Origin of the sequence: Halomonas sp. AOP13-D3-9 (genome assembly GCF_052379125.1) — a bacterium.
Classification (GTDB): domain Bacteria; phylum Pseudomonadota; class Gammaproteobacteria; order Pseudomonadales; family Halomonadaceae; genus Vreelandella.
Genome location: NZ_JBQSYH010000033.1, coordinates 1 through 13,922, shown reverse-complemented (window position 1 = coordinate 13,922; position 13,922 = coordinate 1). Strand labels below are relative to the sequence as shown.

Sequence of the window (13,922 nt, the reverse complement as noted above, 5' to 3'; positions counted from 1 at the left end):
AATAGGTTCCATAAGCACACGGTGAAATGATGGCGAGGAGAATCATGCTCACCGTAAGCGTGGCGGAAAATATTAAGAGACCGCGCCAGCATCAAGGCACTGGAACGTACTTGTATTGCTTCCGAGTAAAGCCCACTGCTTGCAACTCAATTCCTGAACAATTCTCTTCAACTGCTTAATGTTGCTTGTCCACTGAAACGTCCAATCTGGTCATATTAGCAGCAGACCAACCTGTCATTGCGAGGACGACATCCCGAGAATATGTCAACACAAGGTAATTAAAAACTGTCATTCGCATCGACGAATAAACGACGGAAGCCCTTGTTCACAAAGGCTCCATGCGCCAAGCCGCCAGGACTAATTAACGTTGGTAGCGTGGACTGACCCAAAACAAAACTTACAAGGTAAACTCATGGACAACACTCGACTTAAAGGTAAAAACTGCCTGATTACCGGCGCCGCACGTGGTATGGGGGCCGCCGTTGCCGAACACTATGCTGCTCAAGGAGCAAACGTTTGCGTGGCGGATATCAACCTTGAAGGGTGCGAAGAAGTTGCCGCACGTATCAAGGCAAACGGCGGCGACGCCATTGCGGTCAAACTCAATGTGACCGACCGTGCTGAAGTCACTGCCGCTGTTAAAGCCACTGTTGACGCCTTTGGCAGCTTGAACGTGATGGTCAATAATGCGGGGATCAACAAGCCATTGATGTTTCTCGATATTACCGAGGAAAACTGGCACCAGATCATGGATGTTAACGCGTTGGGCTGCCTGCTTGGTATGCAGGAGGCCGCTAAGCAGATGATCAGCCAGGGTAAAGACAACGGCCCCTACAAAATCATTAACGTTGGCTCGATTCTTTCTCGCCAGGCGTTTGACGATGTAGTCCCCTACTCTTGCAGCAAGCATGCGGTGCTGGCCATGATCAACGGCGGTGCTAAAGCGCTCGTGGATCACAATATTACCGTCAATGGCTATGGCCCCGGCGTAGTGCGCACTGAGCTATGGGAACAGCTCGACAAAGATTTGGTTAGCATCGGCAAATTCGATAAGCAGGGGCAGTCGATGGATGAACTTGCTGAGAAAATGATTCTAATGAAGCGTTACTCTTACCCTGAAGATGTGGTCGGTACCGCTTCTTTCCTTGCAAGTCAGGAATCGGATTACATGACAGGCCAACTGCTGATGATCGATGGCGGTATGATCATGCAGTAGCTACCCGTGTTGATCGTCCCCATGTTTTACTCGTGCTTACTGGAACATGGGGATCGGTCATATTAGCGGCCGTTCTTCAATAAACACCCCTGCTTCGCATTACTTTATCGGCACGTTCCTGAGCAATAGAGAGCGCTTTTTTGATAGAACGCCGTCCATCCAGCACGTCGAATATCTCATTCCCCGCGATGCTGATAATGTCCGTAATTCCAGGTACAGGCGGGCGTGGCCAGGCCTGTAAAATGTCCTGTTTAGCCATATCATTGACGATTTTAATCAGCGGCGATAATGCAGAGACCTCAGGATCCTGGCTGACGCTAAAGCGAGGCGTTACCAAGCTGCCATTCATAATATAAAGTTTGGACATGTTGGCAGAGGTCAGGTGCTTGAGCGCCGTCCAGACTGCCTCAACTCGCTCTTCTGCCAAGTTAGCGGGAATGGCCAGGGCATAACCGCCTATGGGAGTTATGGCGCGACCGTGGTTGCCAATCGGATGGGGTAAGTAGCCCGTATTACCATACGCCGGTGATTGCTTATCTAACTCAAACAGCGGCGCCAGAAGTGTATAGCAATAGGCCATGCTTACTTCCCCTGAAGCGTACGATTTAGCCCGCTCGTACCAGGACATATTGAGAATATTAGGTGGCGAATATTTCAAAATATCCAGCATATATTCGCAGGCCCGGTAAGCGGCATCTGAATCGAACATAGGTCGCAGTTGCTCGCCCGTGGCTTGCTGAAAGTCATAACCACCCTGGCAGATGGGTAGATTAAGCAGCGGCTGGCCGAACTTCGCCATGAGAAAACTAAAGGTGTGCCCAAGGGGCGTTCCTCTCGCCGCATTCCAGGCAATGCCGTAACGCCCCTTGGCGGGGTTATGTAACTGCCTAGCCACTTTAACCAGCGCTTCTGTTGTGGTGGGAGGCGTTAACTGTGCCGCCTCGAAAATATCCTGGCGATAGCAAAGCAATTCAGGGGTTGTTTGAACCGGTATTCCGTACTGGCTGCCTGCGTACCTGGAGCTCTGAATAGCCATTGGATGGAAATCAGAGAGATCATAATCATCGCGTTTGATTAACGCCTCGAGTGGCATAAGCACCCCACTCGCCGCTAGCTCACCAAACCAGGGTAGGTCACAGGCCACGACGTCATAGCGCGACTTAGCCAAACGGGCGTTGTCTAGAATCTCATCTAGCAAATTATCGATGGATTTTGCCTTGTTACGAATTTCCAGTCCAAAAATCGATTCCAACTGACGCTTCAGGTTGTGCATAGCCATAAAGGTTGGGTCAGCGTGCGCTAGCACACGTAGCCCGCCCTTAAGCTCCAGCCTTGCAGATAGCACGGCAGGGGTTGATATCACTCGTTCTGTTGATGAGGTACCAAGAAATATCTTATTGGCGGTGTCGGATGACGGGTCTATCCCGAACAACGGCCCAAGAAACCCTTTGATTCGCTCAGCGTAGCTTTCCCACTCCTGGATCATTTGGGCGGAAGGGTGCAACGAAACCGTTTTACCTGACTTAGTGCGTGGGCGTGAGATCAGCAAACCGCGCTGCATGATGCTTTCGATACCGCGCTTTGCCGTCCCATAGGTAAGGCCAGAGGCGTCTGCCAATGATGTTGGAGTGGTTAATCTTCCCGCAAGATGATTGCGCATAACATGCAGCAACATACGCATCTCGCGATAGCCCAGCGACATGGAAAGGGTGCTTTCAGTTTCGTCTTCAAATTTTTCAATGAAATCGATGAAGCGTGCAAACTCTGTATTAGAAATTTTTGAGGCGGGCATTTGCGACAGCTTATCGTAAGGCCCTTCTGGTTTAGCCTCATTGATCTCAACGTGACCGTCTCTCATGACGACTCCAAAACATCACATAGCCATAAGGCTGACCATCAGTCTATGCCGTCCATGATTAGCCGGATACCCAGCAAAATCAGTAAACACAGGATCACTCGAAAAAACAGCTCACCATCGATACGCTTCTGAATAACCAGCCCCAACCGAACCCCCAACCACGCAACTGGCATCAGCAGCAGCGCTATCGTCAGGTTATCGATATTCACCAAGCCCAACAGGGTATAGGGAACCAGCTTCACCAAGTTAGTAATCGCTAGAAAGACAACGGCTGTACCCAAAAATTGCTGCTTGGTTAATGGGCACTGTAGTAAGTAAAAGTTAAGCGGAGGACCGCCAGCATGGGCGATAAAACTGGTAAACCCTGCCACCCCACCACACAAGCGCCCAACCCAGCCAGGCAGCCGCCTTCCGCGCAGCGGTTTGAACAACCCCCACAGGCCGAACAGCACTGAAAAAACACCCAGCACTAGTTTCAGTAGCGCCTCGTCAAAACAGCCATAGGTGAAATAGCCTATCGCCACCCCCAGCACCGCAGGTGGAAACATAAGCCACAATAAACGATCAACCCGCTGGCGCCACCACGCCTTTAGACTAAACACATCCATTACAATCAACAGCGGCAGCATCACCGCCACTGCAAAGGTCGGGCTCGCCTTTAGTGAGATTAGCGGCACAGCCACCACGCCCACCCCACCGGCAAAACCCGACTTGGAAATACCCGTGAGTAGCACCGCAATAATCATTAGCGCCACGAACACCCAGTCAACAACCATCTGAAAGCCTCTTCAGCTTTGAGCCGCAGCTCTTCTTGTTACGATCGAAAAAAGGGGCCATGACAGTCACGGCCCCTTTTCGTTTAGGCAAACAATTAAGCGTAGCGATGCTAATGTTTACAGCACTGTACACACTTCATCGAAGGAGAAACGATCGCCACGTGGGAACAGCGCGCTGGCATCCCCATAGCCTAGGTTGCATAGGAAATTGCTCTTCACTTTGCCATTCGGGAAGAACTCTTCATCCACGGCGGCATTATTGAAGCCGGACATGGGGCCTGCATCCAACCCTAGCGCACGCGCTGCTAAAATAAGGTAACCGCCCTGAATGGCGCTATTGCGGAAGGCCGTGGAGTGAATAAAGTCAGGCTTACCCTCGAACAGCGACTTGGCATCCTTATTGTGGGCAAACATACGCGGCAGATGCTCATAAAACTCAGTGTCAAAGCCAATGACAGCAACCACAGGCGCCTTCATGGTTTTTTCTTGGTTACCCGGTAACAGAGCAGGCTTCAGGCGCTCTTTTGCTTCATCGGTGGTCAGAAAAATAATTCTCGAGGGCTGGCAGTTCATAGAAGTGGGCCCAAAGTGCATCAGGTTATACAGTTCGCGCAGGGTCTCCTCGCTGACCTCACGATCCTGCCAAACATTGTGGGTACGTGCTTCCGTAAACAGGGTTGCGATAGCCGTTTGATCAATCGTTGTCATGTTATTTCCTCTTTCGATTTAGCCAGCTCAGTACGAGCTGGACGTTCAGGGTGAAACGTTCAGGCCGTCTTCAAGCCGAAGTCGTAGTGAAAGTAGCGGTAAGGCGTTTCCATTTGCCGACCGTCGGGCGCCTGCCCCGCCGGCTGCTGAGCAAACGCCTTGACCAGTGAATCTTTGACGCCAAATACCGCATCAGAATCAAGGTAGGGATCGTCCTCAGCGAAGATTTGGGTAACCAAGGTTTCATACCCCGGCGCCATCAACATGAAATGCACATGGGCAGGTCGATATGGGTGACGCCCGGTGATGTCGAGCATTTTGCCCACAGGCCCGTCAGTGGGAATCGGATAAGGTGAAGGAGTCACCGTCCAGAAGGCATAATGACCCTGGCGGTCGGTATGAAAGCGCGCGCGTAATGAGGCGTTTTCCAGCTCAGGCTTTTGAACGTCATAAAAGCCTTCACTGTCGGACTGCCACACATCAATGGTGACATTCGCCAACGGTTTACCCTGGGCATCGTGCACGTTGCCCTCGACGAATAGCGGCTCGCCTTCAACACCCCAATTTATGGCATCACCTTGGTTCGCCTGAGGAGGGTCAGCCACGTAAAAAGGCCCCAGCACAGTACTTTCGGTAATGTTAGGATCACTGCTCGAGTGGTTAATCGCATCGACCAGCATCGTCACACCAAGAGTGTCAGACAGCAGGATGAACTCCTGGCGTTCGTCGTCACACATCTGCCCCGCACGGGTTAGAAACTCAATCGCCTGAGCCCACTCTTTCTCACTAGGCTCCACCTCGCGCAGGTAGGCATGCAGATGTTTAACCAAGCCATTAAGCAGCGTTTTAAGCCGTTCATCATCACAGCTGGAAAACTCATCAATCACTGCTGCGGTAATATTGTTGGCGGTTAAGTTACGCATCTTATTGCCCTCCCTGCTTTGCTGGCATCGGTTCACCCAACCCTGAAAGGCGCTCGGTGTGGTGTACGGTGGCGATGTAATCATCATCGCCATGCCCCGTGGCGATGAGCGCGGTATAGGCTTCGCGCATTTGCGCTGCCAGCGGCGTAGACACCCCTGAGCCGTGGGCACAATCGAGTATCAGATCAAGATCTTTGGCCATTTGGGCGGCGGAAAACGTCGAGGTAAAATCGCGCTCTAAAAGTGGTGGTACCTTGTACTTCACCATGGGCGAACCCACCGCGCTGTCAGAGATAAGCTCTAACATGGCGTCCCATTCAATGTTGCCTTTGCGCGCCAGGGTCAGTGCTTCACTCATCATCCCGGCACTCACCGCAATCATCAGGTTGATCGCCAGTTTGGCCACCCGGGCCTGCTCTTCATTGCCCAGCCAGTACTGCGCTTTGGTAAAGGCGTCAAACACAGGCTTAGCCGTTGCCAACGCATCCCGCGGGCCAGAGACCATCGCCGACAGCGTGCCTGCCTCTGCCGCTACCGGATTCCCTGACACAGGGCTGCGCAAATAGGCAATGCCATGGGCCTTCGCCGCCTCGGCCACTCGTGCAGAGGCTTCAACACTTACTGTGCTGGTTTCAATCAAAACAGTGCCGGGCATCATGTGACGCACAAGCTCACCCGAATCAAGGCACAGATTGATCAGCGCGCGGTCATCGGGGATCGAGACAAACACCAGGGTGCAATCAGCAACGGCACTGGCCAGGTTCTGATGGGGGGTAATACCGATATCCGTTGCTAAAGCCAGCCGCTCAGCGGAAAGGTCAAACCCTTCTACCGCGGTGCCGGATTGAATAATTCTGGCGGCCATCGGTAAGCCCAGCTTACCCAAGCCAATCCAAGCCACTTTTGCGGGCGAAGGGGACGTTGTGGAAACCGTTGTCATGGGGTTGCCTCCTGTGTCGATTGCGCTTCACGCGCCAGCAGTTCGGCGTGAATACGGTGGCCAGATTTGGCAAGCTCAGCGATACCCTGCTTAGTCTCGATTAACAGACGGCCACCACGTTTTTTAAACTGCCCAGCCACCATCACACTGTCGACGTTGGCAAGGCTTGTTTGCATTACCACCGTAGAAACAGGGTCGTTGACCGGCTGCATATTGAGTTGGTTACTATCCAGCAGTACCAGGTCGGCCTGCTTGCCTGGGGTCAGGCTACCAATGCGGTTATCAAGACCGAGGGCTTTCGCCCCATCCAGCGTGATCCAGCCCAGCGCTTCTCGGGTGGTAATCGTTGAAGTATCAGGAATCTTGCCTTGCTCACGACGCGATGCATCGTTATCAAGGGAGCGCTGCATCCCCAGTGCCATACGGGCGACGCTGAACATGTCACCCGATAACACGGACTCAAGATCAACCCCCAGCGACACCACGCCTTGGTATTGGCGCACCAGCCCCGTCACCGGAAAACCGTGGCCTTGGGTCATCTCATTTTCCGGTGCAATCGAGAACGTCACACCGCTGGCGCAGAACCGCGACATCTGGCCATCATCCAGGCTTTGGCCATGCACAATATTGATGTCGGGGCCAAGCAAACCACCCGCTTCCACTGCGTCCCAGGCACCGGGCGCCACTGCCTCGCCGCCGCCCTGATGCATTGAAGCGACCAGACCAAACTCTTTGGCCAAGGCAAAGTCCTGCAGGGTCACATCCAGGGTGGAATAGTGAGGGCCAAGAATGGCCATGCCTAAAGTGACAAGCCCTTCCGGGTTGGCCAGTTCGCCATTGAGCAATCGTTCGATTTCATGACGCGGGTGGGGAATTTCACTAAAGTGTGGCTGACCAGGTTTTGGGTCGGGCTTGGGCGAGCCGTGCATAAACAGCGCACGAATGCCGGACTCCTTTAACCCTTTTACCGCCGCGTCAGTATGCGCTGGGGTCGGGTTGTTGTGGCACCAGTCACCCAGCGTAGTGGTACCGCAATTAAGCTGATTAATCGCCCCCATGCGGGTGGCAATGTAGATATCTTCCGGCGTGAATAAAGCCGCTAGCCCACGGTGCACGTGGCGAAAATACTCAAGCAGCGTCCAGTTGACGGCAACACCACGCAGGCCGGTCTGCCAGGTATGCATATGGGCATTGACCAACCCAGGAATGAGGATACCGCCGCCACAGTCAATCACCTCGGCGTCTTGTGCCTTGGGATCAGCGGTCAGGTCATGCCCCACGGCGGCAATACGGTCATCCTCAACCAGAACCTGGCCATCGCTCAGCTCACCCAGCTGCGGATCCATAGTGACAAGGGTGGTGTTAATAAACAGTGTGTTCATTGACCACCCCCACTACCTGCCTGGGGTCGAAGCCCCGACTGGGCATCGCTTAACAAACGGTGAATACCACTGGCTTCGACGTCACGTGGGTTCCAGTAAGGGTTGCGGGTAGCGATCTCGGTGGCCCGCTCAACGTCTTCCACGCTAAAGCCTAACTCGGAGAGTGCACTGGGCGCACCGACCGCACGCCCCAGGTCGTAAAGGCCAGCGGCCGCATCGTCACAGCCTAGCGCGCGGCTAATACGCGCCATGGCATCAGGTACCGCAGGCGCGTTATAAGCCAGCGCATAAGGCAGCACTATGGTGTGCGTTTCCGCATGGGGCAGATTGAAAGAACCGCCCAGGGTATGACAAAGCTTGTGGTGCAGCGACATGCCCACCGAGCCAAGGCAAATGCCGCACAGCCAGGCGCCGTAAAGCGCATCCGAGCGCGCCTCAGGATGGGTAGGGTCGCTAGCTATTACGGGCAGGCTTCTTGCCAGTGCCGCGATGCCCTCCTCCGCCATCAGCGCAATCACCGGATTACAGTCGCGGGCATAAAGTGCCTCTACCGCATGGGCAATGGCGTTAATACCGCTAGTCCCCGACATCACAGCGGGTAACGTTAAGGTGAGGTCAACGTCATAAATCACCGTTTCCGGCAGTACGTCCAAGGTGCGCTGAGTGGTCTTGAGACCATCGCGAGTCTCACCCAGGATCGGCGTCATCTCTGAACCGGCATAGGTGGTGGGAATAGCGATCTGAGGTAAGCCCGTACGCAGCGCAATCGCTTTACCCAAGCCAATGGTCGAGCCCCCCCCAATAGCAATGGTGCAATCCGCGTTTAGCGCTTTCACCACCTGCAAGGCACTTTCGGTCACCTCGACCGGCGTATGCATGGCGGCTTCTGCGTAAACGCCAACGCCCTTCTCACCCAACTGCTCGAGCACGCGACTTGCCTGCTCGTGCTGTTGGGGCGTTGCCAGCACCAGGGCGCGTGTACAGCCGAGATGCTCAAGCTCTTCACTTAGCCGTGAAAGGGCTCCTTGGCCAAACACCACGCGGGATGGCAGGCCATCATAAACAAAGGGTTGCATGAAACATTCCTTATACGTTTGATGTGGTATGTGTGCGCGATTGACAGAGCGCACCCGTCGCAACAGGCGAGCTAGCTCGCCTGTGCCTGCTTGCCCATCCCAGTAATCGCCTGTACCAGCTCATCCTCACTGACGTTGTCGCCATCAAACTCAGCGGTCACGCGGCCGTCATACATGGCGATAATGCGATTGCTCAACCCAAGGACTTCCGGCATCTCTGAGGAGATCACCAACACCGCATAGCCGGATTTGGCCAGATCTTTCACCAGGGTGTGGATTTCCGACTTGGAACCCACATCAATACCGCGGGTAGGCTCATCGAGAATGAGTAATTTAGGGTGGGTATATAACCACTTGCCGATAACAATCTTCTGCTGATTACCACCGCTTAGATTGCCCACCTTCTGGCGCCAACTGGGCGTTTTGATTTTCATCGCCTGTTGATACTTGTCGTAGACTTGGCGCTCTTCTGAACTCGTCATAAAGCCCAACGACGACACACTGGAGAGGCTTGCCAGGGTCATGTTATCGCGACAGTTCATACCCAGAATCAACCCCTGATCCTTACGGTCTTCCGGCACTAACGCGACGCCATTGACCACCGCATCATGGGAGTTACGAAACGCCACCACCTTGCCGTCCAACACCACTTCACCGGCTGAGGGCGTGCGCAGACCGAAGATCGTCTCTGCAACTTCAGAGCGTCCCGCCCCCACCAGGCCATACATTCCGACAATCTCGCCCTTGCGAACATTAAAACTGACGTTCTCGAATACTCTCTTCACCGATAGATTTCGCACTTCCAGCATGTTGTCGCCGAAATCGCTCGGTTTGCTGGCATGGTCAAGCTCCAAGCTGCGACCGATCATCATTCGGGTGATCTCGTCCTCGTTGGTATCTGCCGTATTGACGGTGCCGGTGTACTCACCGTCCCGCAGTACCGAGATGCGGTGCGAGAGGTGAAAAATCTCATCCATGCGGTGGGAGATATACACAATCCCGACACCTTGCTCACATAGCGAATTAATCACGTCATACAGCACGGGTTTTTCGTAGTCGGTGAGCGATGCCGTCGGCTCATCAAACACCACTACTCGCGGGGTAAACGCTAACGCCCGACCAATCTCAACCATCTGTTTCTTGGCAATCGACAGCGACCCCACTAGGTCGTCATGTTGAAAACTGCATTTGAGAGCCGCCAGAATAGCGTTGGTATCTTCACGCAGTTTGCGCCAATCAACGCGATTGAATGGCTTTCTGGGCAGGCTGCCGAGAAAGATGTTTTCGGCTACCGTCATCTCGGAAACCAGCGACTGCTCCTGGTGGATCAGGACTACCCCTGCGCGCTTAGCGTGCTTGGGATTTTCGAAAGCCATCTCTTGCCCACCAAGAATGATCTTGCCTTCATTAGCTTGGTGCTTACCCGCCAGCACCTTCATTAACGTCGACTTGCCTGCACCGTTCTCACCCAGCAGCGCATGCACTTCTCCGGGCCGCACATCAAAATCCACGTTATTTAAAGCAACCACACCAGGAAAACGTTTGGTAATCCCTTCTAGTCGCAGTATCGGATCCGCGTTGATCGGCTGACGCTTTGAAGCACTGACTTGCTCATGCGCATTTTGAGACAGGTTTTCTTGAGAAGGGCTCATATCCGCACCTCCCTGGCTGAGGGTGCATTAAGTTTCTTGTCGATAATCAGTACGGAAATAAGGATGGCGCCGAGGATGACCAGCACATAAAAAGCGGGCACCTGCATCAAGTTCATGCCGTTACGCAGAATGCCAATGGCGAGTACCCCACCCAAGGTGCCGACGATGCTTCCGTAGCCACCGGTCAACTTGGTACCGCCTAGCACCACGGCTGTAATCACCCAGAGCTCATAGTCACGGCCCAAATTGGGCGTTGCCGCGCCCATTTGGCTGGCGAGTAGCACGCCAGCTAATGCAGCGAAGAAGCCAACAATAATGAAATTGATCATCATGTGGCGCCCCAAGCGAATCCCCGCATCAATCGAGGCTTCCGGATTGCCACCCACCGCAAAGGTATTACGGCCATGGCCCGTTCGCGTGAGCACCAAGTGCATGATCAGTGTGCAAATCAGGAAGATAATCGCCAGTACTGGAAAAGGCCCAATGGTGCTGGCACCGAAGTCAGAGAAAGCGAAATTCAATGCATAAAACGACTGCTCACCGGTGTACAAGAAAATCAGGCCCCGCACTCCCAGCATGGCCCCTAACGTGACAATGAAAGCGTTAACACCCGTTTTCCAGACGATGAAGCCATTAATAGCGCCCAGCAGAATGCCTGAACCGAGTGCTGCGAGGATTGCCAGTATCATGCTGGTTTCCTGCAAACCCACCGCCAGTGAAGCAGCCAGCCCTAAGGTTGCCCCAACCGACAAATCGATGTTGCCGTTGATCATGACTAAGGTCATGCCTAGTGCGATTAGGCCGATAGTGGACGTCTGCACCAAAATATTAGAAATGTTGCCAAACGACAGAAAGTACTCTGACGTGAAGCTGAAAAAAATGAAGATGGCGAGGACGAAGATCCATATCGGTTGGATAGCCGTTTTGCCACGGAAGAACCCTTTTAAAAAAGTCATCTGTCACTCCTCCGCGTTATGAGTGGGTCGTCAACAAGCGCTTACGTTTGTTAGCGAGATCCAGCCATACGGCCAGGATGATAATTACCCAGGTCACGATCCACTGGATGTAATAGGGGTAGCCCATCAGCAGCAGTCCGTTCTGGATAAAGCCCAGGATCAGTACACCAATCACTGTTTTCCAAATGCTGCCTGAACCACCCAGCAAGCTGGTGCCACCGAGGATGATGCCCGCCAACACCAGCAGCTCGTATCCCTGGCCAACATTGTTTTGGGAACCCATAACACGAGAGCCAAGCACCAGTGCCGCACATGCCACGCAAAAGGCTGAAATCAGATAGGTGCTGAAGACGCACCAGTTCTTGCGAATCCCCGAGTAAACGGCAGCCATCGGGTTACCACCGACCGCAAAAATACGTCGCCCGTAGCCGGTGTAAGACATCACTACTTGAACCAGAATGGCCAACAACCCAAATAGCAAAATAGGGACAGCAATTCCCGCGATATAGCCACGCCCAAAGAATGCGAACCAAGTGCCATCTTGGTTAGCAATGTCAACGTTCTGGCCACCGCTATAGATCAGCACAAAGCCCTGGATCGCCGACAGCATGGCAAGCGTCACAATGAGCGAGTTAAGGCGCAGAAAACCGATTAAAAAGCCATTGACGGCCCCGATCATGAGCGTCAACGCAAACATCATGAGGATGGCATTGGTTGGGCCAATCTTGTCGTGTAAATCCACAACGAGCACCGTGGAGAATGACAGCATCGATCCCACCGAAAGATCCAGGTTTCCACCGATGATCACCACGGTGACGCCTACCGCGATAATGCCAATAATCGAGGCCTGGCGAATCACCGTCATAATGTTCGACTGGGAGAGAAACTGCTCAGAAAATAAAGAGAAAACGAACATACCGAGCAGGAAAAAAATGAGAATTCCCTGGGCTGACAGAAAGCTCATCACGCTAGCCTTACTAAGCTTTCCTGTCGGCAGCCTGGATTTAGATTGTTCAGCGGAAGCCATGCTTATCACCTGTTATGAAATCACTTGGAAAGACCGGTTAGCGCAATGGGCAAACATATTTCCATTGCTGCTTTCCGCGCACTCCATGCGCCGGAACCCCTGCTTTCAGGCGCATGCTGTATCCCGGAAACTGCACACTAAACGCAGTCACTCCGGGCAGCATGCCTTACCTCAGAAAACGGGACGGTCAAATTCGCTGAGATTTTCAGCGGTGATTTTGGGGGTATCGAAGAAATTCATCTTCGGCAGGTCTTCTTCCGCCAGAACATCCAGTGCTGTCTGCAGAGCAGCCTCAGCATCATCTACGGGAGACTGATAAATAGAGCCGTAATACTCACCACGCTCAATCGCATCGTAGCCAACGGCGAAGTTAGTGGCGCCAATGAAAATAATCTCATCAGCTCGGTCAGCGCCTTTAGCCGCATTCAGAGCGCCAACACCCATGTTGTCATCGCCCGAATAAACCCCGTCGATACGGTCGTATTTGGTCAAAAAATCTTCCATAACACGCTGAGCACGTTCACGGTTCCAGTTGCCTGGTTGCGTTTCCATCAGTTCGACACCCGGGCACGCTTCAGCTAGACGATCCTCAAATCCCTTTGCACGCTCCATTGCAGTGGTATAGCCGGGCTGGCCAGCAATTTGTACGATTTGCCCTTCGCCACCTAGGGCGTCACACATCATCTCGGCAGAGGAAACGCCTTGCTGTACGTTATCAGGCCCAGAGAAGGCAGCGATGTACTCTAGCCCCGCTTCAGCAATTTTAGAGTTGGTAACGATCACAGGAATGCCTGCATTATGCGCCTGACGAATCGCCGGAATAACGGCCTGACCGTTGGTCGGCCAAATAATGATGGCATCAACTCGCTGCTGAATGAGGTCCTGCATTTGGCCGATCTGACGAGCTACATCACCACCGGCATCTAACACCACGATATCGACATTGCCTTCACGCTCGGCGGCCTCTTCAAAAGCACTTTCATAGGTGGTTTGGTAGCTATCAACACCTACATTATTTTGGGTTATACCGATGCGGTAAGGGCCTTCAGCCTGAGCAGCTGTGCTCGATATCATGATGACTGATGCGGCAAGAACGGTTTTCTTGAACATTGCGTTTCTCCTAGCGTTATTAGTTGTTTTTATCTTGCAGGCTATGTAAGCCTGGGTAAGGAGCTTACTGCTGGGCTCTGTTTCGGCACAACGCGACCGGAGTAGAGAAATGACCAAATTGGTTTTTTTAATAAATTTCCTTGCGTAGCAAGGTAATGCTAGGAGGCGACACCAGTAGAATGTATTAACACAAAGTGTTCAGCGTGCACTTTTTGACAGCCAGTATTAGCGTTGAGGAGCTATTCCGAGGCAGCATTGCTGCGGCTAGTGCTTACCCAAGGAAGTGCTCAAAGCCGAC

Annotated in this window: 12 protein-coding genes; 1 reads left to right on the top strand and 11 read right to left on the bottom strand. The window is 53.2% G+C overall.

The genetic code is table 11. The annotated features are described in order from the left end of the window. Positions 1 to 412 precede the first annotated feature (412 nt). The gene (locus ACT3UM_RS23735) at positions 413 to 1,216 is read left to right on the top strand and encodes an SDR family NAD(P)-dependent oxidoreductase (RefSeq protein WP_035579370.1); all 804 of its coding nucleotides are present in this window, start codon (positions 413 to 415) and stop codon (positions 1,214 to 1,216) included. 76 nt (positions 1,217 to 1,292) lie between these two features. Here the strand turns inward: ACT3UM_RS23735 and ACT3UM_RS23730 are convergent, their stop codons facing one another. From ACT3UM_RS23730 to ACT3UM_RS23680, 11 genes are all read right to left on the bottom strand, one after another. Continuing rightward, positions 1,293 to 3,074, bottom strand: a complete 1,782-nt coding sequence (locus ACT3UM_RS23730) for an ABC transporter substrate-binding protein (RefSeq protein ID WP_498902464.1) — start codon at positions 3,072 to 3,074, stop codon at positions 1,293 to 1,295. A 38-nt stretch (positions 3,075 to 3,112) separates the two neighbouring features. Continuing rightward, positions 3,113 to 3,850, bottom strand: a complete 738-nt coding sequence (locus tag ACT3UM_RS23725; protein WP_498902463.1) for a sulfite exporter TauE/SafE family protein — start codon at positions 3,848 to 3,850, stop codon at positions 3,113 to 3,115. A 117-nt stretch (positions 3,851 to 3,967) separates the two neighbouring features. Beyond that, complete coding sequence (locus tag ACT3UM_RS23720) at positions 3,968 to 4,558, bottom strand: malonic semialdehyde reductase (RefSeq protein WP_498902462.1); 591 nt, start codon at positions 4,556 to 4,558, stop codon at positions 3,968 to 3,970. A 59-nt stretch (positions 4,559 to 4,617) separates the two neighbouring features. Then, a complete protein-coding gene (locus ACT3UM_RS23715) occupies positions 4,618 to 5,481 on the bottom strand; it encodes an intradiol ring-cleavage dioxygenase (RefSeq protein ID WP_498902461.1) in 864 nt (287 codons plus the stop codon). 1 nt (position 5,482) lies between these two features. Further along, the gene (locus ACT3UM_RS23710) at positions 5,483 to 6,421 is read right to left on the bottom strand and encodes an NAD(P)-dependent oxidoreductase (protein WP_498902460.1); all 939 of its coding nucleotides are present in this window, start codon (positions 6,419 to 6,421) and stop codon (positions 5,483 to 5,485) included. Continuing rightward, entirely contained in the window at positions 6,418 to 7,803 is a 1,386-nt protein-coding gene (locus tag ACT3UM_RS23705; RefSeq protein WP_498902459.1) for an amidohydrolase family protein, read from the bottom strand. Before ACT3UM_RS23705 ends, ACT3UM_RS23710 begins: the two co-directional genes overlap by 4 nt. Then, on the bottom strand, positions 7,800 to 8,879 hold the full coding sequence (locus ACT3UM_RS23700) for a maleylacetate reductase (RefSeq protein WP_498902458.1): 1,080 nt from the start codon (positions 8,877 to 8,879) through the stop codon (positions 7,800 to 7,802). Before ACT3UM_RS23700 ends, ACT3UM_RS23705 begins: the two co-directional genes overlap by 4 nt. Before the next feature lie 71 nt (positions 8,880 to 8,950). Next, entirely contained in the window at positions 8,951 to 10,531 is a 1,581-nt protein-coding gene (locus ACT3UM_RS23695) for a sugar ABC transporter ATP-binding protein (protein WP_498902457.1), read from the bottom strand. After that, positions 10,528 to 11,487, bottom strand: coding sequence for an ABC transporter permease (locus ACT3UM_RS23690; protein WP_498902456.1), 960 nt, complete (start codon positions 11,485 to 11,487; stop codon positions 10,528 to 10,530). Before ACT3UM_RS23690 ends, ACT3UM_RS23695 begins: the two co-directional genes overlap by 4 nt. Positions 11,488 to 11,503: 16 nt before the next feature. After that, positions 11,504 to 12,451, bottom strand: coding sequence for an ABC transporter permease (locus ACT3UM_RS23685; protein WP_498902455.1), 948 nt, complete (start codon positions 12,449 to 12,451; stop codon positions 11,504 to 11,506). Between the two features lie 234 nt (positions 12,452 to 12,685). Beyond that, complete coding sequence (locus tag ACT3UM_RS23680; RefSeq protein ID WP_498902454.1) at positions 12,686 to 13,624, bottom strand: sugar ABC transporter substrate-binding protein; 939 nt, start codon at positions 13,622 to 13,624, stop codon at positions 12,686 to 12,688. Positions 13,625 to 13,922 lie beyond the last annotated feature (298 nt).